Source organism: Halogranum roseipondis (genome assembly GCF_059695585.1).
On record NZ_CM185235.1, the window covers coordinates 1,957,126 to 1,978,587 of the forward strand.

At 65.3% G+C, this 21,462-nt stretch carries 25 protein-coding genes; 12 read left to right on the forward strand and 13 right to left on the reverse strand.

Translation table 11 applies throughout. The features are described from left to right. Positions 1-15 precede the first annotated feature (15 nt). A complete protein-coding gene (gene budC / locus EOHIBHHM_RS10230) occupies positions 16-744 on the forward strand; it encodes a meso-2,3-butanediol dehydrogenase (RefSeq protein ID WP_497250186.1) in 729 nt (242 codons plus the stop codon). A gap of 6 nt (positions 745-750) precedes the next feature. Here the strand turns inward: budC and EOHIBHHM_RS10235 are convergent, their stop codons facing one another. The 4 genes from EOHIBHHM_RS10235 to EOHIBHHM_RS10250 form a co-directional block, all read right to left on the reverse strand. Further along, a complete protein-coding gene (locus EOHIBHHM_RS10235; protein ID WP_497250188.1) occupies positions 751-1,230 on the reverse strand; it encodes a pyridoxamine 5'-phosphate oxidase family protein in 480 nt (159 codons plus the stop codon). 93 nt (positions 1,231-1,323) lie between these two features. After that, positions 1,324-1,647, reverse strand: coding sequence for a cupin domain-containing protein (locus tag EOHIBHHM_RS10240; protein ID WP_497250190.1), 324 nt, complete (start codon positions 1,645-1,647; stop codon positions 1,324-1,326). Then, on the reverse strand, positions 1,644-2,426 hold the full coding sequence (locus EOHIBHHM_RS10245; RefSeq protein WP_497250192.1) for a universal stress protein: 783 nt from the start codon (positions 2,424-2,426) through the stop codon (positions 1,644-1,646). Before EOHIBHHM_RS10245 ends, EOHIBHHM_RS10240 begins: the two co-directional genes overlap by 4 nt. A 2-nt stretch (positions 2,427-2,428) precedes the next feature. Then, entirely contained in the window at positions 2,429-3,865 is a 1,437-nt protein-coding gene (locus tag EOHIBHHM_RS10250; RefSeq protein ID WP_497250194.1) for an APC family permease, read from the reverse strand. A 239-nt stretch (positions 3,866-4,104) separates the two neighbouring features. Between EOHIBHHM_RS10250 and EOHIBHHM_RS10255 the strand changes: the two genes are divergently transcribed. Continuing rightward, a complete protein-coding gene (locus EOHIBHHM_RS10255; protein WP_497250196.1) occupies positions 4,105-5,448 on the forward strand; it encodes an FAD-dependent oxidoreductase in 1,344 nt (447 codons plus the stop codon). A gap of 8 nt (positions 5,449-5,456) precedes the next feature. Here EOHIBHHM_RS10255 and EOHIBHHM_RS10260 read toward each other — a convergent pair whose 3' ends face one another. Continuing rightward, the gene (locus tag EOHIBHHM_RS10260) at positions 5,457-6,848 is read right to left on the reverse strand and encodes an acyl-CoA thioester hydrolase/BAAT C-terminal domain-containing protein (protein WP_497250198.1); all 1,392 of its coding nucleotides are present in this window, start codon (positions 6,846-6,848) and stop codon (positions 5,457-5,459) included. Positions 6,849-7,026: 178 nt separating this feature from the next. Between EOHIBHHM_RS10260 and EOHIBHHM_RS10265 the strand changes: the two genes are divergently transcribed. Both EOHIBHHM_RS10265 and EOHIBHHM_RS10270 read left to right on the forward strand, forming a co-directional pair. Further along, positions 7,027-8,550 (forward strand): SLC13 family permease, encoded by a 1,524-nt coding sequence (locus tag EOHIBHHM_RS10265; RefSeq protein WP_497250200.1) that lies wholly within the window; start codon positions 7,027-7,029, stop codon positions 8,548-8,550. A gap of 241 nt (positions 8,551-8,791) precedes the next feature. After that, a complete protein-coding gene (locus tag EOHIBHHM_RS10270) occupies positions 8,792-9,106 on the forward strand; it encodes a hypothetical protein (protein WP_497250202.1) in 315 nt (104 codons plus the stop codon). Positions 9,107-9,326: 220 nt separating this feature from the next. On the opposite strand, the gene EOHIBHHM_RS10275 is transcribed toward EOHIBHHM_RS10270, so the two are convergent. Then, the gene (locus EOHIBHHM_RS10275) at positions 9,327-9,461 is read right to left on the reverse strand and encodes a hypothetical protein (protein ID WP_497250204.1); all 135 of its coding nucleotides are present in this window, start codon (positions 9,459-9,461) and stop codon (positions 9,327-9,329) included. Positions 9,462-9,621: 160 nt separating this feature from the next. Between EOHIBHHM_RS10275 and EOHIBHHM_RS10280 the strand changes: the two genes are divergently transcribed. Together EOHIBHHM_RS10280 and EOHIBHHM_RS10285 are read left to right on the forward strand one after the other, a co-directional pair. Continuing rightward, positions 9,622-10,992 (forward strand): nicotinate phosphoribosyltransferase, encoded by a 1,371-nt coding sequence (locus EOHIBHHM_RS10280; protein WP_497250206.1) that lies wholly within the window; start codon positions 9,622-9,624, stop codon positions 10,990-10,992. After that, complete coding sequence (locus tag EOHIBHHM_RS10285) at positions 10,989-11,717, forward strand: ATP-grasp domain-containing protein (RefSeq protein WP_497250208.1); 729 nt, start codon at positions 10,989-10,991, stop codon at positions 11,715-11,717. The genes EOHIBHHM_RS10280 and EOHIBHHM_RS10285 overlap by 4 nt, the downstream gene beginning before the upstream one ends. Positions 11,718-11,732: 15 nt before the next feature. On the opposite strand, the gene EOHIBHHM_RS10290 is transcribed toward EOHIBHHM_RS10285, so the two are convergent. Beyond that, complete coding sequence (locus EOHIBHHM_RS10290; protein ID WP_497250210.1) at positions 11,733-12,377, reverse strand: hypothetical protein; 645 nt, start codon at positions 12,375-12,377, stop codon at positions 11,733-11,735. Next, a complete protein-coding gene (locus tag EOHIBHHM_RS10295) occupies positions 12,378-13,118 on the reverse strand; it encodes a proteasome assembly chaperone family protein (protein WP_497250212.1) in 741 nt (246 codons plus the stop codon). A 150-nt stretch (positions 13,119-13,268) separates the two neighbouring features. Here EOHIBHHM_RS10295 and EOHIBHHM_RS10300 point away from each other — a divergent pair, with 150 nt between their 5' ends. Beyond that, positions 13,269-14,468 carry a CBS domain-containing protein gene (locus EOHIBHHM_RS10300; protein ID WP_497250214.1) on the forward strand — a complete coding sequence of 400 codons (1,200 nt, stop codon included), beginning with the start codon at positions 13,269-13,271 and terminating at the stop codon, positions 14,466-14,468. 15 nt (positions 14,469-14,483) lie between these two features. Here EOHIBHHM_RS10300 and EOHIBHHM_RS10305 read toward each other — a convergent pair whose 3' ends face one another. Beyond that, the gene (locus EOHIBHHM_RS10305; RefSeq protein ID WP_497250216.1) at positions 14,484-14,921 is read right to left on the reverse strand and encodes an Hsp20/alpha crystallin family protein; all 438 of its coding nucleotides are present in this window, start codon (positions 14,919-14,921) and stop codon (positions 14,484-14,486) included. Between the two features lie 214 nt (positions 14,922-15,135). Here EOHIBHHM_RS10305 and tnpA point away from each other — a divergent pair, with 214 nt between their 5' ends. After that, positions 15,136-15,549 (forward strand): IS200/IS605 family transposase, encoded by a 414-nt coding sequence (tnpA, locus tag EOHIBHHM_RS10310; RefSeq protein ID WP_497250218.1) that lies wholly within the window; start codon positions 15,136-15,138, stop codon positions 15,547-15,549. 113 nt (positions 15,550-15,662) lie between these two features. On the opposite strand, the gene EOHIBHHM_RS10315 is transcribed toward tnpA, so the two are convergent. After that, positions 15,663-15,848: a hypothetical protein gene (locus EOHIBHHM_RS10315; protein WP_497250220.1), complete on the reverse strand. Its 186-nt coding sequence runs from the start codon at positions 15,846-15,848 to the stop codon at positions 15,663-15,665. 195 nt (positions 15,849-16,043) lie between these two features. Between EOHIBHHM_RS10315 and EOHIBHHM_RS10320 the strand changes: the two genes are divergently transcribed. The 3 genes from EOHIBHHM_RS10320 (at position 16,044) to EOHIBHHM_RS10330 (ending at position 18,629) form a co-directional block, all read left to right on the forward strand. Further along, the gene (locus tag EOHIBHHM_RS10320; protein WP_497250222.1) at positions 16,044-17,012 is read left to right on the forward strand and encodes a CPBP family intramembrane glutamic endopeptidase; all 969 of its coding nucleotides are present in this window, start codon (positions 16,044-16,046) and stop codon (positions 17,010-17,012) included. Between the two features lie 149 nt (positions 17,013-17,161). Beyond that, positions 17,162-17,764, forward strand: a complete 603-nt coding sequence (gene hemG / locus EOHIBHHM_RS10325; RefSeq protein ID WP_497250224.1) for a menaquinone-dependent protoporphyrinogen IX dehydrogenase — start codon at positions 17,162-17,164, stop codon at positions 17,762-17,764. Beyond that, on the forward strand, positions 17,757-18,629 hold the full coding sequence (locus tag EOHIBHHM_RS10330) for a hypothetical protein (RefSeq protein ID WP_497250226.1): 873 nt from the start codon (positions 17,757-17,759) through the stop codon (positions 18,627-18,629). The genes hemG and EOHIBHHM_RS10330 overlap by 8 nt, the downstream gene beginning before the upstream one ends. Before the next feature lie 45 nt (positions 18,630-18,674). On the opposite strand, the gene EOHIBHHM_RS10335 is transcribed toward EOHIBHHM_RS10330, so the two are convergent. After that, positions 18,675-19,229, reverse strand: coding sequence for a DoxX family protein (locus tag EOHIBHHM_RS10335; RefSeq protein WP_497250228.1), 555 nt, complete (start codon positions 19,227-19,229; stop codon positions 18,675-18,677). A 145-nt stretch (positions 19,230-19,374) separates the two neighbouring features. Here EOHIBHHM_RS10335 and EOHIBHHM_RS10340 point away from each other — a divergent pair, with 145 nt between their 5' ends. Beyond that, positions 19,375-19,797, forward strand: coding sequence for a DUF5518 domain-containing protein (locus EOHIBHHM_RS10340; RefSeq protein ID WP_497250230.1), 423 nt, complete (start codon positions 19,375-19,377; stop codon positions 19,795-19,797). Positions 19,798-19,906: 109 nt separating this feature from the next. Here the strand turns inward: EOHIBHHM_RS10340 and EOHIBHHM_RS10345 are convergent, their stop codons facing one another. Continuing rightward, positions 19,907-20,725 (reverse strand): zinc ribbon domain-containing protein, encoded by an 819-nt coding sequence (locus EOHIBHHM_RS10345; RefSeq protein WP_497250232.1) that lies wholly within the window; start codon positions 20,723-20,725, stop codon positions 19,907-19,909. Next, positions 20,608-21,405 (reverse strand): hypothetical protein, encoded by a 798-nt coding sequence (locus EOHIBHHM_RS10350; RefSeq protein ID WP_497250234.1) that lies wholly within the window; start codon positions 21,403-21,405, stop codon positions 20,608-20,610. The genes EOHIBHHM_RS10345 and EOHIBHHM_RS10350 overlap by 118 nt, the downstream gene beginning before the upstream one ends. Positions 21,406-21,462 lie beyond the last annotated feature (57 nt).

The following is a 21,462-nucleotide window of genomic DNA, read 5'->3' on the forward strand; positions in this document are numbered from 1 at the left end:
TGTCGAACTAGAGACATGCTCTCCGGGAAGGTAGCTATCGTCACGGGCGGATCGTCGGGAATCGGGCGAGCGATCGCGGCCGAATACGTCGAGCAGGGCGCGACGGTCGTCATCTGCGGTCGGACCGAGTCGACGGGGAACGAGACGGCCGACGAGATCGGCTGTGAGTTCCGACAGTGTGACGTCCGCGAGTACGAACAGGTCGAAGCCCTCGTCGAGGGCGTCGTCGACGAGCACGATCGCCTGGACGTGCTGGTGAACAACGCGGGGGTCGGCAGCGAGACGAGTCTCGACGAGATGAGCCTCGAGGAGTGGCACGACGTGATCTCGACTAACCTCGACGGCGTGATGCACGGGTCGAAAGCCGCGTTGCCACATCTGTTGGAGTCGGCGGGCTGCATCGTCAACGTCGAGTCGATCTACGGCCTCCGAGGAGGGAAGGGGGCGACGTCGTACTCGGCCGCCAAGGGGGGCGTCGTGAACTTCACGCAGCAGGTCGCCGTCGACTTCGCCCACGAGGGCGTCCGCGTCAACGGCATCTGTCCCGGGTTCGTTCGCACCCCGATGACGGAGAACCTGCTCGAGCAAGACCGGTTCTACCAGTTCCTCAGGTCGCACACGCCGATGGGGCGACCTGCGGAACCGGAGGAGATCGCCCCCCTCGCGGCGTTTCTCGCCTCCGATGGGGCTTCGTACATCACCGGGGCGAACATCCCCGTCGACGGGGGGTGGACGGCGTTCTGATCGGAGCTACGCGGTCTGGTCCTCTTCGAACCCCGGCGGAATCCCCGTTGATCTGAGCCCCGTCTGTTCGTCGATCCGAAACTGGTAAATCCTGATGTTGTCGTCGGCCAGCGCCTGTCTGAGCGCGTCCGGACGCCACGCGTTATCGAGGTCCTCCTGTACCGTCTCCCACTCGCTCTCGGGGACCTCGCTGAGCGTCCCGGTGAGCAGCACGCTCCGCCAGGTGAACGTCGTCTCGGCGCTGTAGACGAGAAAGCGGGCGACGTTCGCCTGTTCGCTGAGCTCTACCTTCCTGCTACGCTCGCCGAGGAAGTAGAGCAGATACAGTCCCGACTCGCCGTCGAACCAGAACGACATCGGACGCAGACTGGGCGCGCCGTCCGTCGGCAGTCCGAGCACGCCGACGCTGTGACTCGACAGGAACCCGCGGATCTCCTCGTCGTCCATCCGGTCGACGTCGTACTCGGTGATTTCATCTATCGTCATACGGTATATGTCTGTCATCATCCGACATAATTCACCCGTCGATTCCCGCCGAGAGAGAACTGGAGACCGACCGAGCGACGGACGTCGACGCGGTCAGCGGCCCCGAGGCGCGTACTCCGGCGGCGCGTACACGTTGACCGTCTCCAGTGGCTCCCTCCCGGTGTTCGCTATCTCGTGGGTCTCGCCGGCTTCGACGAGCACCAGCGTCCCCGCTTCGAGGTCGACCGACTCGCCTTCGACGGTCGCCGTCCCGGACCCGGAGACGACGTAGAGCCACTGGTCGCTCCTCGCATGGGCGTTCGACGGGCCACCCGTCGACTGGCCGGGAGCGAGCACCATCGTCGCCGCCTGCGACCGTTCGGTGCCACCGACGACGTCGAAGAACCCGTTCGCTGCCGTCGTGTCGATTCGCTTCATCCGTCTTCCTCCCCCTCGTCGGCCGTCTCGTCGGTGGCCAGCGCCGGCAGTCGGCGGACGACGAGAATCGGCGCGAGCGCGTGGTCGGCGATACGCTCCGACGGTTCGCCGAAGACGAGCTCGCGAACCGACGGCCGACTCTCCCCGAGAAGAACGAGATCGGTTCCGGTCGACGCGGCGTCGACGATCGCCTTCACGGGCGTCTCGCTCACCAGCACCTCGCTGTCGATCCAGGTGGACGAGACACCTTTGTCGACGAGCGAGTTGCGGGCTTCCGCGAGCAGTCGTTCGCCGCGTTCCCGCTCGGTTTCGGCCGTCGCCACGTGGAACAGTGAGACGGTGACGTCGGACCCGCGCGCCAGCGAAGCCGCGAGTTCGGTGATTCGCTCGGTGTTGATCCCCTCGCTGAGTGCGACCATGATGCGGTCGACGCTCGGCGCGGGGTTGAGCAGGAGGACCGCGTCGGCAGCGACATCGACGGCGATTCGCTCGAACGTCTGGGTCGGGTCGCGGGTGAAGACGAGTCGCGTCTCGACCGTCCCCCCGGCGTCCCGAAACGCAGCGGCCAGGTCGTCGAGTTCTTCGCGTGCCTGCTCGCCGAACGACGCCCGTGCCTGTTCGGGCGCGGTCTGTTCGGGAATCACGTGATAGCCGAGCAGGACTACCGACGTCGACGCGAGTACGTCGATGAGGGCTGCCGGAACCTGTTCACTTTCGAGAATCTGTACGGGGACGAGCACGGTCATCCCACCCGTCGTCGGAGTTGGTGTTTCGGACATGATCAGAGGTTCCCCCTGAGTACGACGTCGGACGCGTAGAGCCGATACCACACGACTGCTCCGACCATGACGGCGACCCCCACGACCTGCGAGAGCGGTTGCATCAACGCGAGGAGGCCGAAGCTGGCGAGCGCGCCGAGCGCCGGCAACGCCGGGTAGCCCGGGATACGGTAGTCGGGGTCGTACCAGTCGGGCGAGCGCCGGCGGAGCACGATCAGCGTGACACACATCAGTCCGTACATCAGGAGATGGAGGAACGACGCGACTTCGGCGAGCACCTCGACGCGACCGACCACGACGAGAAAGACGATCGGCCCACCCGCCAGCGCCAGTGCGACGTGCGGAGTGTTGTACTGGCGGTTGAGCTTCCCTGCGACCGCCGGGACGAGTTCGTCGCGACTGAGTGCGAACAGCGCACGGGACGAACTCAGAATCGACGCGTTCGCGCTCGACACCGTCGCGAGGAGGCCGGCGAGCAGGATGGTGACCGCACCCCCGAGGCCGACGAAACTCCGTGCGACCTCGACGAGCGCCGTCTCGCCGAACGTCGCCAACCGGCTGCTGCCGAACGCGCTCGTCGCGACGAGCACGGTCGTGACGTTGAGTACCGCCACCAGAAGCACCGACCCGACCATCGCCCGCGGGAGGTTCCGACTGGGATTTTTGATGTCGCCGGCGACCGTCGCCACCTGTGCGAAACCGAGATAGGCGGTGAAGACGAACGCCGTCGTCGTCAGGATCGGGAGGACGCCGAACGGGGCGAACGTCTCCGGCACCGTCTGTCGACCGAAGAAGCCCAGTGCATCGAGGCCGCCGTAGGCGAGAAACAGCGTCAGAATCCCGAGGAGGAGTCCGACGACGACGTTCTGGAGTTTGGCGGTGTTCTCCGTTCCGACGATGCTCGCACCCGTCAGGCCGACGCCGACGGCGACTGCCAGCGCCGGGGCCACGGCCGACGACCCGAGTGAGAGTCCCAGTTCGGCGAGTATCGCGGCGGCGTACTGGCCGAACCCGACGAGGTAGAACGCCGAGGCGAAGACGAGTCCGAGCCAGAGACTGAGTCCGACCACCGCTCCGTACGGGTTCCCCATCCCGCGAGAGATGAAGTAGTAGCCGCCACCGCTCTGGGGCATCGCCGTCGCCAGTTCCGAGGTCGGCAACGCGACGAGCAGGGCGACGACCGCTCCGAGTGCGAACGACAGCGCCGCGGCGGGCCCCGCACGTCCGGCGGCGAGCCCGGGGAAGACGAAGATGCCTGCGCCGACCATCGTCCCGACGCCGATCGCGACCCCGCCGGTGAGTCCGATCGTCCGCTCAAGTTCGACTTCGTCGTCGTAGACGGTCACTTCGTCGGTGGTCTCGACGTTCGACCCGGGCGGTTCCGACGTTATCGCAGTTGGTTCACGACGCACCGTCTCGTCTGTGTCTGACTGGCTCATCCACGAGCGGATACAACGACGAGCACTACCTTATAGCTGAACAGGGACAGCACGGCGCAAAGATCTCTCCGCGTGTGTCGCTCTCTTCCGTCGGAGGGACGAGACGAAGACGCTCAGGCGATCAGACGCGTCGGTGCGACCGTCGGCGACGTACGCTCCGGGTACAAACCGGCTTCGACGATTGTACCGACGTGTGAACGAGCCTATCGTTCTTATGTCGTTCGGGACGTACGTCTGGTATGACAGACACGTTCGTCGTCGTCGGTGGTGACGCAGCAGGGATGAGCGCGGCCAGCAAGGCGAAGCGCGCAGAGCCGGAGCTAGACGTCGTCGTCTTCGAGAAGGGTGAGTGGGTCTCGTACGCGGCCTGTGGGCTGCCGTACTACGTGAAAGGCGAGATCGAGTCGCTGGACGACCTCGTCCAGGTCACGCCCGAGGAGTTCCGGACGGAACGAAATATCGACCTGCGGACGGGTCACGAAGTCGTCGCGATCGACCCCGAAGCACAGACCGTGACCGTCGCTGCGAACGGCGAGCAGTTCGAGCAGCCGTACGACTCGCTTCTCGTCGCGACCGGCGCTCGCGCGATCGAACCTCCCTTCGACGGCATCGACCTCGACGGGGTGTTCACGATACACAGCATGGACTCGGCGGCCGCTATCCACGAGTACGTCGAGACCGAGCGACCGGAGACGGCGGCCATCGTCGGTGGCGGCTACGTCGGCGTCGAGATGGCCGAAGCGCTCGACGCCCGTGGTCTCGACGTCCACACGTTCGAGATGCTGCCGCACGTCCTCCAGCCGTTCGGGGAGTCGGTCGCGACCGTCGTCGAAGACCACCTCCGAGAGAAGGGCGTCAGCCTCCACCTCGACACCCCGGTGTCGGGGTTCACAGGCGAAGACCGCGTCGACGCCGTGCAGTTAGAGAGCGAGACGGTCTCAGCGGACGTCGTCGTCGTCGGCGTCGGTGTGGCACCGAACGTCGCGCTCGCCGAGGAGGCGGGGATCGAACTTGGGGAGACGGGTGCGATCGCGACCGACGAGTACGGCCGAACGAACTACGACACCGTCTACGCGGCAGGTGACTGTGCGGAGTCGACGGACGTCGTCACCGGCGAACCGACGCACGTCCCGCTGGCGTTGACCGCGAACCGCGCCGGCAGAGCCATCGGACAGACGGTGACGGGAACGCCGACCGAGGTCGGCACGATCGCAGGCACGGCCATCGTCAAGGCGTTCGACCTCGGTGCGGCACGGACGGGCATCGTCGAGGAGTCGGCGGCACGCGAGGCTGGATTCGACCCGGTCTCCGTCGAGATCACCGACGCCGCCCGTGCTCACTATTATCCGGGCGCGACGGAGCTCACGGTCACTCTCGTCGGGGACAGCGAGACGGGGCGCGTCCTCGGTGCGAGCGTCGTCGGTCGGGAGGGAGCCAAGCGTATCGACACGGTCGCGACTGCGCTCCACGCCGGCATGACCGTCGACGAGGTCGCGAACCTCGATCTCGCGTACGCGCCACCGTTCAGCCCCGTCTGGGACCCGATCGCGACCGCCGCGAAGGTCCTCGCGGGCAAACTCTAGCCCCTCGGCTATCGGGGCGACTGTCCGCCGAGCGCTCGTCCGAGAAACGACAGCGTACCGTGCCATGCAGCGGCGTTGGCACGAGCGTTCGCCGCCCGACTACCGCCGTAGACGTGGTACTGGTCTCTCGTCGTTCCTGCCGTCGGGAGAGACGGGAGTCTGAGGTAGTGGCCCGCGCCGGTGTACCGCTCGTGGGTGTACTCGTGCGGATACCCAGCTCTGTCGAGGCGGTCGACGACACGTTCGGAGAACACAGTCGACGGCCACCGTCTGTCGTCCGTCACGGAGACCAGATAGACGGGTGCGCCGGCGCTCTCGACCGGAATCGTCGCCGCGTCCAGTGCGGCACTGCTCGCGTCGGTCAGTGCCGGTTCGTAGTAGGGCAGTGACGGAGACGGTGGTGCTCTCGGGGTGGCGTCCGCGAGTTCGAGAAACGGTACCGGGTCGCCGTCGCGCGACCACGCGGACGTCCCCGCCGGGGTTCGTCCCGACCCGAGTCCCTCCCAGACGATTCCACTCGGTACCCAGCCGACGACCGCCCCGACGTCGTCGGTCCGACTGCCGACGAGTAACGCCAACTCACCCCCTCTGGAGAACCCGAACAGTCCGACGTCCCCGCCAGCGACGCGGTCGTGAGTCCGGAGCCACGACGTCGCCCTCTCGACGTACTCGACTGGAACCTCTGTCAGCGCGTTCGGAACTGGGTCTGGTTCACCGAAGTACTGCAGCACCAGCGTCGCGAACCCGCGAGAGGCCAACAAGCGGCCGGTCGCGAGATGCGGTCGCCCGCCCGCTCCGTGGAGATGGACGACTGCAGGTGCAGGTTCCTCACTCGGCGGGACGAAGAACTCACCGACGAGGGCGTCGTCGGTGACGGGCCGCCGTTCGATGTCGGAGTCGAACAGCCGTCGCGTCGTCGTCTGCTCGGCGACAGATTCGCCGTCGACCTCTACGACGAGCGTGACGTCGTAGGCCGACTTCGCTGGAACGAACAGCGTATCCGGGGGGAGCGGTCGGTTCGGGTCTGCGCCGTCGGGCCGCATCGACCAGAACAGCCCCATCGGGTCCACGCCCTCGTACGTGCCGTCGGTCGGGGCCTGCTCGGGGAGAGAGACAGTGCCGTCGGAATCGGCTTCGAAACGGGCGTTCGCTACCCACTCGGTTCCTTCTCGCGAACGAGCGCTCGCCCGAACGTGCAGCGCCGTCTGTGGCTCGACTCCATCGACTTCGATGCGAATCGACTCGTCGACGAGCGCCGTCGTCGGAGCGGTGATCGACGGTGGAGACTCCCTCGTACTACAGCCTGCGGCCGAGAGGAGTCCGACACTGTTCACCGTCGCCAGTAGCTCGCGTCTCGAGAGTGAGTTGCCGTCTGCCCACAGGTGATCCGCACCCACCATCGTCTTCGAACTGTTCGTGTGATGACTTAATCGTGCTGTCTCTGCAGCGGGCGACGAGCCTTGCGAGCCGCTGGGCCTAGTGCCCGCTGCACGACAGCAGTCGCGTCCGAGCGACCGATGTCGCGTCGAGAGTGCATAGTTATTATGCCGCTCTCGTCGACACGTCGTCACAGATAGAATGACTGACACCGAGGACGGATACACGCGACTGCAGCGAGGGGGGTTGGTGCTCGGGCCGCTCCTGTTCGTCGTCGTCCGACTCTTCGTCTCCCCAGCGGGACTGTCGCCACAGGCCAACGCCGTCCTCGCGGGGACGCTCTGGATCGCGGCGTGGTGGATGACCGAAGCCGTCCCGATCCCGGTGACGAGTCTGCTGCCGATCCTGCTGTTCCCGACGCTCGGCGTCGCGTCCGTCGCCGAGACGGCCGCTCCGTACGCCGACCCGGTCGTGTTCCTCTTCCTCGGAGGGTTCCTGGTCGCGCTGGCGATCGAGCGGTGGAACCTCCATCGGCGCATCGCGCTCGGCGTCCTCGTCCGCGTCGGCGACGACACCCGCCGACTGCTCCTCGGGTTCATGCTCGTGACGGCGTTTCTGTCGATGTGGGTCTCGAACACCGCGACGGCGATGATGATGGTCCCGATCGGGATGGCAGTCGTCGCTCAAGTCGACGCGTTTCGGGCGTCCGGGGGGTCGGCGGAGCCCGCGACTCCCGACTTCGAGCTTTCGCAGGAACCGCTCGCCGCGGGCGAGACCGGACCCCCACGGTCGAACTTCGGCACCGCGCTGATGCTCGGTATCGCCTACGCGGCCTCGATCGGCGGTGTCGCGACGATCATCGGGACGCCGCCGAACGCGATCCTCGCGGGGATCGCGCAGTCGACGCTCGGCGTCCGGATCGGCTTCGTCCAGTGGATGGTGTTCGCCCTCCCCATCGCCGTCGTCTTCCTCGGCGTCACCTGGGTCGTGTTGATCACGCTCCTCCGACCCGAGGTGCGGACGGTACCGGAGAGTCGGGCCGTCGTCAGGTCGCAGTTGGCGGCGCTGGGCCCGATGAACCGCGGCGAGCGGCGGGTCGTCGCCGTCTTCGCGCTCGTCGTCTCCGGGTGGCTGCTCCGTCCGTTCGTCATCGAACCCGTCGCGCCGGGCGTCACCGACACGACCGTCGCGCTGGTGGGCGGTATTCTCGTCTTCCTGGTTCCGGTCGACCTGAAGCGAGGCGAGTTCCTCCTCGAGTGGGAGGCGACCACACGCGTCCCGTGGGGCGTGTTGCTGCTCTTCGGGGCGGGGTTCTCGCTTGCCCGACTGTTTCAACTGAGCGGGTTGGACCGGTGGATCGCCGGGACGCTCGTCGCGTTGCGCGGCGTCGAGTTCGTCTGGGTCCTGCTGGCGGTGGCGACGCTCGTGGTGTTCCTCACCGAGGTCACCTCCAACAGCGCGACCGCCTCGCTGTTCATCCCCGTGATGGCGAGTCTGGGCGCGTCGCTCGCCGTCTCGCCGGTCGTGCTGATGGTGACCGTCTCGGTGGCCGCCTCGTTGGCGTTCATGCTCCCGGTGGCGACGCCGCCGAACGCCATCGTCTTCGGCAGCGGCTACGTCTCCATCCCGCAGATGGCCCGCGTCGGCTTCTGGCTGAACCTGCTCGGCATCCTGTTTCTGACGCTGATGACGTATCTCTGGCTCCCCGTCGCGTGGAACCTCTAGGCAGACGGGACAGTATCCGTTCGCGCCCGAACATACGTTTTTCAGCAATGCAATCGAGATAACGCTATGGAGCCCGTCCGGAGTAGTCTCGGCGGCGGCATCGTCGCGACGACCGCGCTTCTGGCGCTCTTGCTGGTCGCCGACCTCGTTCGTCCGGGTAGGGCTCGATCGCCACCACGAACCGTCGGGGTTCCTGTCCAGTCGCCGAAAAGACGATGAGGAGTGACGAAGAACGTACTGTATGGTCGAAACTCAGTGGGCAGAACTCGGTGGCAAGGAACTCCGGTATCTCGATCACACGTGGGCGTGTACCGGCGACGTCGACGTCCGGCAGAGCGGCGAACTCCTCGCGGTCAAAGCCAAGCAGACGGACGACGTGAAGGGCCGTTCCGCGACGCTGTTCTTCGCGGTGCAGAACTCGCCGGACTCGTTGAACCCGGGCGCGCTCGGCGACCACTTCGACCGACTCGGACAGGAAGACGGCGAACACTATCTCGAACTCCGGACGGAGGGACGGACGTACCGCTACGTCCTCCAGCGGCTGTCGTACGAGTGAGAGCAGCCTGCCTGTAGCGCGGCCACCGACGCCTCGTTCTCGCCGCGAAAGCTGCGTTACAGCGCTATCGATGTAAGAGACATTCCGGAATTTCGAGCGGTAACGCCTGCCACACGCCGGTGTTCGCTCGGCCCGAAACGGTGCTCCATCCGACTGTTCGTCCACACCCGATCGGGGACGACCGGTGACGCGAGAGCGGCGACGCGGACCGTCGGGGAGGCTACGGCGGGACGTCCCCGTCCATCTCGTGGTACTCCCAGACGTGGTCTTTCAGCTCTTCGCGCGTCGCGAACCGGTCGTCGCAGAGGTCACACTCGTACGGTCGTTCGTCGTCCGATGTCTCCCGCTCGCTCATGGGGGCGAGTACGACGGCGACGGTATTATAGTCGCTCGGCGACGCGAACGACCGGACACGATCGAAGCGACAGCGCTCTACACCCGGTCTGCGTCGTCGAGCGGTCAGAGCGAGGCGAGACGCGCCAAAGTATATTCGTCCGGCCCCGGTTCGTTACGGTATGGGCGCACCGACGTTCGGAGACGTGACACCGGAGACGCGCTCGCTTTTCACCGACCTGTACGAACTGCGGATGATGCAGGCGTCTCACGCTCACGGTCACGACCCGACCGTGACGTTCGACCTCTTCGTCAGGAAACTCCCGCCCGACCGCGGCTATCTCGTCGCCGCCGGTCTGGAACAGGCCGTCGAGTATCTCGACTCGGTGCAGTTCGGCGAGCGAGCGCTCGACTACCTCCGCGAACAGGGGTTCGACGACGACTTCCTCTCGTCGCTCGCGTCGTTTCGGTTCACCGGCGACGTCCGGGCGGTTCCCGAGGGGACACCGGTCTTCCCGAACGAACCGCTGGTGGAGGTGACCGCGCCCCTCGCGGAGGCACAGCTGTTCGAGACGCTGCTCATCAACCAGCTCGGGTTCCAGACGCTCGTCGCCACCAAGGCCGCCCGGATGCGCGACGTCGTCGACCGCGACGGGGAGGGACAGTCGCTCGTCGACTTCGGATCGCGACGGGCGCACGGACTCGACGCCGGCGTGAAGGCGGCCCGCGCGGCGTTCGTCGGCGGTTTCGACGGCACCTCGAACGTCGCTGCCGGCGAACTGTTCGGGATCCCGGTGTACGGGACGATGGCCCACTCGTGGGTGCAGAGCTTCCCCACCGAACGGGAGGCGTTCGAGCTGTTCGTCGACGAGTACGGCGACCGCTCGGTCCTCCTCGTCGACACCTACGACACCGTCGCCGGCGCACGGACCGCGAAGGCGGTCGCCGCCGAGAGGGGCGTCGACGTCGGCGTGCGACTCGACTCGGGCGACCTCGTCACCCTCTCGAAGACCGTCGCCGACCTGCTCGGCCCGGACGCCGACATCTTCGTCTCCTCGGGGATGGACGAGTACGCGATACAGACGTTCCTCCGGAGCGACGGCGTCGCGAGCGGGTTCGGCCCCGGGACGGCGCTGGCGACGAGCGACGACGCGCCCAAACTCGAGACGGTCTACAAACTCGTCGCCGTCGAACGGGACGGCGTCCTCCAGCCGTCGATGAAGTTCTCGACCGGGAAGGTGACGTATCCGGGCGAGAAGAGCGTCCGACGCGTCGAACGCGAGGGACGTTTCGACCGGGACGTCGTCGGACTGCGAGACGAGGAACTCGAAGGAGAGGAGTTGCTCGTCCCCGTCTTCGAGGACGGCGACCTCGTGTACGACGTCCCTCCGTTGTCGGAGATCCGCGACCGGAGAGCGCGGACGCTCTCGAAACTCCCCGAGTCGTGTCGGTCGCTGCGGGAACCGGGCTCCTACCCGGTCGAGACGAGCGACGGACTCCGAACCGAGGTGGCGGCGTTCGAGCGGTCCTACCGGGACCGGACCCGAGGATGACCGTCGCGTCCGGCCCCATCGGGATCACCTGCCGACTCGACCACCCCGTCTTCTCGGACGTCGCCGACCGACTCCGAGGACGGGGGTTCGAGGTGCGGTTTCTCGACCCCGCCCGTCGCGTCGACGCCGAGACGCTTCGCACCCTCTCGCTCCTCGTCACGAAGAGTACGACGCCGACGACGGTCCGGACGCTTCTGGACGCCGAGCGTCGGGGGGTTCCGACGTGGAACAGCGCCACCGGCGTGATGGTGTGTGTCTCCCGGCTGAGCGCGCTCTGTGCGCTCGAAAGCGTCGGGTTTCGCGTGCCGACGGTCTCCCCCGAACGACCCGAGACCGGCGACTACGTCGCGAAGTCTCGCTACCACTGGGGATATCCCCCCCGTCTCAACGGGGAGGGGGAGATCTACGAGGAGCTGCTCCCCTGTGACCCCGTCGACTCCAAGTACTACGTCGTCGACGACGGGGCCGAGTACCGGGCCGTCACCCTGCAGGCGACCTCGAAACTGTTCGGGTCGAAAGCGATCCTCGGACGGACGACCCCGCGACCGGACCACGTCGACGGGATACGGCGGCTCATGGAGCGCTTGGAGATGCGTGCGCTGGGTGTGGACTTCGTCGAGACCGACGAGGGCTCCTACGCGGTCGACGTCAACCCGTGTCCGAGCTTCGCGCAGACGGGGCTCGAAGCGGCACTCGTCGCGTCGATCGTCTCTGCAGTACGGTGAGGCGGCGAGCGACGATCAGGTCGGGTTGCGACCTCCGGCCGTCGCGCTCGTCGCCGAGCGCAGGTCGGCGCCGAACACGAGCGCGGGGAACACGACGAACGCGACGAAGAGCGCCAGCGACGGAAGCAGGTCGTCACGGAGGTCCTGCAGGAGTCCGACGTCGACGCCCGTGAGCAGATCGACGAGAACGCCGCCCACGGCGACGGCGACGACGACGCTCCAGACGGCGGTGACGAGGAGTCCCGCCGTCGCGACCGTTCGGAGCGGTCGGTGAGCCTCCCGTAGGACGCAGACACCGGCGGCGAGGAGGGTGACGCCGAGGAGCCACACGCTGCCCAGCGCGACGAGCGCGGCGGCCGACTGCGTGAGCGCGCCCTCGGCGACGGCGAACAGGCTGCCGACGGCTGCAGCGGCCAACACGAGGAGGCCGAGCAGGAGATGGGCGACGACGCTGACCGTCCGTGTAGCGAGGACGGCATCGGCGGCGGCGACGCCGACACTGGCGAGCGCTGCGGCGAGGAGTGTCGCCAGCGCGACGACCCAGAACGGGTTCCCGGCGAACCACGTCGCCGCGAAGACGCCGACGGCGAGGACGGCGACGATCGTCGCCGCCCACGGGAGCGGGAGGACGAGTCGCTCGCGGAGGGGGGCCATCGCCACCTACATGTACATCCGGTCGTCGGGTTGGTGCTGTTCCTCGACCGCTTCGAGCCGCTGGGCCAGGTCGCGGTAGTACTCTTCGACCTCGCGTGCGAACGCCTGCAGCGGTTCCGAGTCGATCTCGACGTCGTACAGCGTGGCGACAGTGTCGACGAGGCGGATCGACGCTTCGACGTCGGGCGCGCGCTCGTGGACCGGGGTGACGAGCAGCCCCGTCCGGAGCGTCGAGTCGATGCCGCGGTTCATCAGACTCGCGTTCACCCCGTCGAGATAGCCCCGTGCGACGGGTTCGAGACCAGAGTCTTGGAGTCGATGTTCCTGGTAGTCGGTCGTCGCGACGTAGAACACGTCGTGTTCGCCGGGTCTGTGGACGAACGGGACGCCCGAGAGCACGGTCACCTCTTCGACCCCGTTTTCGTCCGTCCACGCGAGGATCTCGTTCGCGAAGCCGTTGACTGCCCACACTGGGATGTACAGGTCGTTCACGAGCACCGTGATGTCGAGGTCCTCGCGCGAGAACAGCCGCGAGTGGTGGCGTGGCGTCCCGTTCTCGAACGGTGCGAACGCCGGTAGCTGATCCGACGTCACGTGACCGGTCTCGACCAACTCCAACTCGTCGACGACGAAACTGGCGGCGGTCAACCCAGCCAGTCCGTACGAGGCGAACCCCGCGATGAGCGTCTCGGACGGTTCGGTGTCGTGTGTGACCTGGAAGGTCGCTTCGGAAGTGACGTCGACCATAGCGACACAGACGGTCAGCGAGGTAATAACTGTGTGACACGAAGGGAGACCGACGCGACTCGCCCACCGTCGGCACGGACTGTCTGCTAGCTCGACTGATTGGCTGAACTTCATCTCTCTCCGACGCGTCTGTCTGACAGGTGAAACACGATGGAGATCACGGATATCGTCTCGACGGCGTACAGATCGTTCGACGGTGACACGCCCGCGTCGAAGCTACTCGGTGCGTTCCAAGAGAGCACGCAGAAGGCCGTCGTCGTCGACGACGGGGAGTATCTCGGCGTCGTCACCCAGCGACAGCTGGCGTCGGCCCGCCACGACCCCGACGAGAAGGCCCGCAACCTCGTCTGGCACGTCGCGAAGGTCTCGGTCGACGACGACGTGCGGCGAGTCGCCGGTCTCATGCTCGGCAGCAGCGCCCAACTGCTCCCCGTCTTCGACGACGGGGAACTCGTCGGCGTCGTCACCGCAGACGACCTCCTCCGACACGTCCGCCCGTTCCTTCGCGTCCTGACCGTCGAAGACGTCTCGTCGACGGAACTCGTCACCGTCGATCCGGCGACGTCGACCGGTGAGGTGCTCAATCGCCTCCGCGAACACCGCATCACCCACCTCCCGGTCGTCGACGACGGAACCGCGGTCGGCGTCGTCAGCCTCTTCGACCTGCTCGGGTTCACGACCCGGGAGATGGAGAAGTCCGCCGGCGGCGCACCGCCGTCGGTCGCCGCCGGTGGTCGGTCACACGGCGGCTTCGGCGAGCGCGCCGGCGACGTCGAACGGATGCTCGATCTCCCGGTCCGCGACGTGATGTCGACGCCCGCCGTGACCGTCGGGCAACACGAGCGACTCGACGCCGCCGTCGAGTCGATGTTCGAGAACGAGATCTCCTCGCTCGTCGTCACCGTCGACGGTCGGCCATCGGGCATCGTGACGAAGACCGACGTCCTCCGGTCGTTGACGTGGACCGACGAGACGCAGTTGCCGGTGCAGATCGTCGGTGTCGACCTGTTGGACGACATCTCACGCCGAGAGCTCTCGGAGCTGATCGAACGGACGACCCGGAAGTTCGGCGACATGCGGGTGCTGGAGGCGAACGTTTACCTGCACAGACACGACGAGAAGCTCCGCGGGACGCCGCTTCTCATGGCGCGTATCCGCCTGTTCACCGACAAGGGTCACTTCGTCGGCACCGGGGAGGGGTACGGTGCAGCGCACGCCCTCCATCTCGCTCGAAACACGCTCGAACGGCAGATACTCGAAGGCAAGGAGTACGCACACACGAAGAAACATCCGACCGACGACGAACGCGCGAAGATGTACGGGTGGTGGATGACGGGGACGGGTGCGTAGCGTCTTCTCGCCCGCTCACTCGATGTCGATCTGCCGGGACGCTTCGTCCGGTTCGGTCTTCGGAAGCGTGAGCGTCAGGACGCCGTTGTTGTAGGTGGCGGTGACCGCCTCTGCGTCGACCGGGTCCGGCATCGTCAGCGTCCGCCGCATCGATCGCTGTGAGCGTTCCTGACGCAGGTAGTTCTCTTCGCGTTCCTCGGTCTCCTCGGCGTGTTCCGCACTGATCGTCACCCGACTGTCGGAACACTGGACGTCGATCTCGTCCTTACTGTACCCCGGCAGGTCGGCCGTGACGACGAACTCGTCGTCGTGGTCGGCGAGGTCGATCTGCATCCCCTCGGCCGACGACAGGTCGTCCCACTCCTCTCGGTGTGCCCAGGGCATCTGGTCGAACTGGCGGCTCATTCGCTCGAACATTCGCTCGACGTCTCTGAACGGGTTCGTACTTGTCATACTCTATGTTCACCCGATTCGCTCATTCACGCGAAAACATCTTAGAGGTTTGTCTATTCTCTGCGAGTGACGACATTCGGGCCGGCCGAGAGGTCACCGGCGACGGGCGCGTCCCCGGCTATCCGTCACTCCGTACGTCGTGTGGATCGACCCAGCAGGTAACCGCCGAGCACCAGCAGCCACACCATCACGGGGTGAACCGCCTCGTGGTCAAGTGGTTCGAGAGACCGCAGGTCTCTCGTCATCACGAGACGTTCTCGAACCAATCGAGGCATCTCTGGAAGCGAGTTTCCGCGACGTTTGCGACGAGTACGACTACGAGATACTGTCGTCGTCCGAAAATCTTCGATTTTCGGGATCACGAGAGACTCCGTCTCTCGAACGACCCCACATCTCACCCGACCACGTACATCTGTTCCTCTCCGCCCACCCGAAGCACGCGCCGACCAAGATTGTGCGGACAGTCAAGAGCATCACAGCACGGGAGACGTGGGAACAGCACGAACAGTATTTGGAAGAATATCTGTGGGGTGGTGGGTTCTGGGAACAGTCGTACTACATCGGAACGGCGGGACAGGTATCCAGCGAGACGATTGAACGGTATATCGAACGTACAGAACACGTTTGAGTGTCGGCTTCACCCTCGGGGTCAAGCCCCGAGGCACTCGCCTTGCTTATCTGTAGACGATCATCCGTTTGCATCCAGTCGCTCGTAGCAGTCGAGGTCAGTGCCTCGACTGCCTACCTGTGGTTCGTTCGCCCCTGTTCGAGTTCGTCGATACGGGCTTCGAGTTCGTCGAGGCGTTCGTTCCGTCCACCGACGCGAGTCAGGAGGTACAACACCCCGCCGACTGCCGCGACGATGACGAGGAGGATGAGCAGGACGACGAGTATCTCCGGTCCACCGAGCATCTGTAACGGGATCATCACGAGTAGAGTTACGTCAGTTCAGGCTGTCACTGTATCGTCGGTTCTCATCGATCGGGAATCGCTTCCACGGAGCGAGAGACAGATGCGGCCGAGCGAGCGTTTCTCGTGGTAGCGTGCTCGTGAATGTCACTATTCTCACCTCCTAAGAACGACGGTGGCGGGTTAGTCTCTCTCGCGCCGATAGATAGGACGATGAAGTCGTTCACCAACTCCCCCGTCCGGTCGTGGATCGACCGCCATCGAATCGCCAGCTTCCTCCTCGTCACTTACGCGTTCACGTGGTCCGTACAGGCGCTGCTCGCGCTCTCGGACATGCAGGCCTCGTGGACGCTGTCGATCCTCGTCGGCTTCGGTGCGTTCGGTCCGCCGCTCGGCGCCGCGGTCGTGGTCTGGGCGTCGGGTGGCAGTCTCCGGTCGTGGCTGGCGCAGCTGTTCCGCTGGCGGATCGGCCCGAAGTGGTGGCTCGTCGCACTCGGCCTCCCCTTCGTCGTCCTCGCCGCCGGGAGCGGCCTCTACGTCCTCTTCGGCGGCCCCGTCGACTTCGGTGCGCTCCCGTTGGTCGGCATCTACCTGTTCGCGATGGCGTGGGGGGTCGTCTGGGGTGGTGGACAGGAGGAACTCGGCTGGCGCGGCTTCATGCTCCCCGTGTTACAGGAGCGCTACAGCGCGCTCGCGTCGAGTCTCCTCGTCGGCGTCGCGTGGGCCGGGTGGCACCTCCCGTTGTTCCTCAACGCGAACACCACGCACGCCGGGTGGCCGCTCTCCCAGCAACTGCTCTGGGTCGTGACCATCCTCGCGGGATCGGTTCTCTGGACGTGGATGTACAACGGGACCGGCGGGAGCGTTCTCGCCGTCGCTGTCTTTCACGCCGGCATCAACGCGATGGGCATCTACCACCCCGCCGACCGCGACGCGCTCGTCCAAGGTGGGGTGCCGGACCCGTGGCTGAACCTGCTCGCAGAGGCCACGACGAGTGCCGTGCTCGTCGGTATCGCCATCGGGACCGTCGTCCTGTACGGGGCGACCCACCTCGCGAAGCGGCCCCGCCTCGGGGGCGAAGTCGTCGGGTACGAGGGCGACCCGTCGTCTCCCGCTGGTGGACGCGACTCCAGCGAAGACCGTCTCCGGGACGACCGCCGTCGCACCGAAGAGCTCCGGTAATTCGCCGTGCGTGTTCCGTCGTCGAGCGGTGAAATCGGAAGACGACGGCCGGAAGCCCTGCTCGTGCCATTCGAACGAGAGCTTCTCACGTGCCGAGAATCGAGACGGTCGGTTATCCGTCTGTGACTCGTCGTGGCTAGTGGACGACCATGACTTCGATACTCGTCGCCTACGGAACCGGAGAGGGACAGACCGCGAAGGTCGCCGACCGAATCGTCGACGCCTTGCGGAACCGCGGACACGCCGTCGTCGCCGTCGACGTCGCTCGGTCCGCTGACGAGGTCGACGTCGACGACTACGACGCCGTGCTCGTCGGCGCGTCGATTCACGGCGGCAGACACCAGTCGGCGGTTCGGACGTTCGTCGCTACCCACCGCGACACGCTCGCGACGCTCCCGACGGGGTTCTTCCAGGTGTGTCTCACCGCTGTCAGCTCCGACGCGGAGAAGCGGGCGGCGGCAGCGGGATACGTCGACGAGTTCGTCGAAGCGACCGGCTGGCGGCCGGACCGAATCGCGATCTTCGGTGGCGCGCTTCGCTACTCGGAGTACGGCTTCCTCAAGCGAGCAGTGTTGAAGCGAATCGCGAAGGACGTCACCGGCGATACAGACACGACACGGGACTACGAGTACACCGACTGGGACGAGGTCGAACAGTTCACCGCGGAGTTCGCCTCGTTCGTCGAGGGGCGTCTCGACGTTGTCGGTTCCGAGACGACACCCTCGGAGTCACGGGAGGTCGACGGTGACTGATCGCCAGCTCTCTCCGTCTCGACCGTACGTACTCGCGTCCGTCCTGACGCTCGTGCTCACCGTCGTCGCCGCCGGCGTGGGGCTCTCGGTTCCCGGCGTCTATCGCGACGCGGCCGTTCTGCTCCCGCAACTGCGCGGACAGGACCTCCTGACGCTCGCGGTGGCCGTCCCTGCTCTCGGCGTCTCCCTGTCCGCCGCCGTCCGCGGGTCGCTCCGGGGCTACGTCGTCTGGCTGGGCGTGACCGGCTACCTCCTCTACACCTACGCCACCTACGCGTTGATGGCGGCGTTCAACGAACTCTACCTCGTCTACGTCGCTCTGTTCGCGCTGACGCTGTACACGTTCGTCGGCGGGGTGGTTCGACTCGACGCGACGGCGCTGAAAGAGGCCGTGGGTGACCACAGCGTCGCCCCGTACGTCTGGTTCCAGTCGCTGGCCGCCGTCGCGGTGGGGCTGATGTGGCTCGCCGACCTCGTCCCGGCGATGCTGGCCGACACTGTCCCTGCCGTACTCGCCGGGACCGGTCTCCCGACGCCCGTCGTCCAGTCGCTTGACCTGGCCGTGCTCGTCCCCGCGTTCCTCCTGTCGGCGTACTGGCTCCGACGACGGCGGCCCTGGGGGTACGTGTTTACCGGCGTGCTGTTAGTGAAAGTCGCGACGTTGGGGCTCGCCGTACTGGCGATGGCGGTGCTGCAGGTTCGCGCCGGTCAACTCGTCGCCCTCCCGATGATCGTCGTCTTCGGTCTGGTGAGTGCGCTCGCTGTCGTCCTGACGGGACGGTTCGTGCTCGCCGTCGAGCCTGCAGAACGGCGGTCGGGACGGACGAGCGTTGCTCGGTCGTCGAGCGAATCGAAGACGCGCTGAGGACGCGTCGACGTCGTCGAGTCAGCTGAATCTCGAGGCGAGATCTCACCCGAGGAGATACCGAGCCCACGGGTAGCGCTCGACGAGCGGTCGGCCGTCGATCTCGTACTGCTCGATGTAGGCGTCGAGGCCGAGGATCCGGCCCGCACCGAAGGCGGCGACCGCGAGGAACACCAGCATGTACGCGAAGTCGCCGTTGATGTACCCGTGCGCGATGTCCCAGTTCCCCAGATAGAACAACAGCATCATGAACGCGCCCCAGAACGCCGCGAGGCGGGTCAGGACGCCGAAGACGAGCCCGAGCCCGATGAGCACCTCACCCCACGGGACGGCGACGTCGACGAAGTCCACGAACCACGGGGTGTTACCCATCGCTACGAAGAGGTCCGCAACCGGACTGCCGTTCGCTGGCGGGGCGTTTTGGAGATAGCCGGAAGCACTGAAACTCCCGGAGACGACCTTGTCGAACCCGCTCTGGAAGAACGCGAGTCCCATCATGAGTCTGAGTGCGAGGATGAACCAAACGCTCAGCGTGTGCAACTTGCCGGTCGCCGTGAACCCAGCGACCGTACTCTGGAGACGTACTTCTTGGGAGCTCATCGTACAAGACGTCTGACCAGTCAATAGTACATAAGCTTGTGCCCCTGAACCCCACCTTCGCGCTCGTTCCCGTTCGCTCGGAGCCGATTCTCACTCGACGAGAGCCAACAACGCCGTTGAGCACTCTGCACACGTCTCTAGAGGCATGGTTGCGACGAAATATCTCAAGAACGGTGTGCTCGGGGTGGTGACGATGATCGTCGTTGGACTCGTGCCGATGGTCGGACCGGTCGCTCCGCTGGTCGGCGGCGGGGTCGCCGGATACCGCCAGCGAGAGGGCGTGAAAGGCGGGGCGATCACGGGGCTCGTGAGTGGACTCCTCTGGACGCTCCTCACACTCGTCCTCCTGATCGGCGTCGTGGTCGGCGCAGAGCTCACGGCACCGCCCGGACCCGGGCCGCTGAACTGGCTTCCCGCTGCGGGTGGCGGCCTCTACGTCGGGGTGCTCTTCGTCCTGATGAACGCCGGCGTCTGTGCTGCGACGACTCTCGGCGGCGCAATCGGCGGTGCGCTGGTGAGAGACGCCGAGAGACCGGTAGTTTCGAACGAACACGGGTCCGGCCAGTGATGCGAGTCCAGCGACTCGGGATCAGTTCCGGTCGTCGTAGGTGGACACCACGTTCAAGACGTGTTCCCGGAGCGCACCTGTCGCGAGCGACCCCGTCACGTGACCGTTCCTATTTTCGGTAGCAATTGATAGTGACCCGTACAAAACGGGGAATACCAAGCATCGCTGGGCTTGATGCACAAGAGTTGCTACTGTTGTTTTCCGTCTCTGTCGGGGTGACAGCGGGCGCTATGAAGCACGACCCGCCACCAGCAGTCACCGCTTTCGACTGTCCAGTAAACGCGAGGGGCACTTCACCGAACACGAGACGCGAGCCAGCGGAACGGCTTGCTGGCACGATTTCAAAGTCTCCCGTATAGGAAGACGTGAAATCGTGGTCCAGCGTTGCCGTCTCGCTGAAGAACACGCGCGCCACGTTCACAGCGCCAACGTAGTCACGGTCAGCTTGGAAGCCACAGCGGGCGTTGTCACAGCGGAAGTGCCCGCCCCACCACACCTCAAACGAGTGGTCAGGCGACTTCACAGTGTGCCCAGTAGAACCGCATCTAGGGCACGACCGGCTCGTGTTGCCCGGACGCACTTGCTTCACGTGCAGTCCGGCGATGTCCGCCCGGTACTCGATTTTCGAGATAATCTCTCGGCGTGCCCACGAACTGAGTTTCCACGAGAGTTGGCCTTCACCCCGAGGCGGTGAGAGACTCCGTGGGTCTTCGTGAACAATCGCATCCACGTCGTACACGAGAGCGAGTGCGAGGACTTGATTCGCAACGTCGTGAACGAGTTGCTCTCGCTTGTTCACGATTTTGTTGTTTACACGCTCGTACTCTGCTTGGACGTTCTTGAACGAGTTCGTGTGGTCGCGTCCTTTCCGACGCAAATATGTGAGCTTTGAGTTGAGTTGGTTGCGTTCACGAGCAAGATTTCGCATCCGTTCTCGCTCAGTGTTCTGGATGAAATACGGGACGGAGAGTTGCTCACCATCCTCGTTGACAACGACGGTAGTTGATCCTTGCGGATACCTCCGTCAATCGCCAAGACAGTTTTAACGTCGTCAGATTTCTCTTGATGTTCGACTTCGACTGGGAACGAGAGTTCGTGATATTCGCCCTCTGTTTTGGTCTGTGTGGGGTGGAACGAAGGTGCGGAGAGACTGCCGTGTTCGAGGAGTTCGTGGAACGCTTCGTAGCCTTCAAGTTCGTGTTCCATCCACGTCCAATCACCCCGCGTCTCCGGTTCGAGCGTGTCTGGTGTTTTGAGTTTGACCGTGAGCGTCTGCGCATCCTCGTTGTATCCGTATTTCACAGCCTGCCCGCTCGTCGGGCCGTCGTCTGCTGAATACGGAAGCGCACCTTTCGAGTACGATGGACAGTTCTGAATCTCGAAATACGATTCAGGGAATTGACCGTGGCGGTCGTAGTATGAGTTGAGTTGACCGATGAGCAGGTCAACGTACCCCGATTTGATGTATTTCTCTGAGTCCCAGAGTTGTTCTTTGATTCGTCGGGTGTGGATACGGCGAATCTTGTGGTCGGGGAGAACAGACTGGATGGACTGGAACGCTTTGCGTTTGTCAGCATGACTGCGAAGCGTTTCACCAACTTTCTGCATCACACACCGCTTGTACCGCGACGGGAGGTACAAGTCAACCTCAGCAAACGCTTCGTC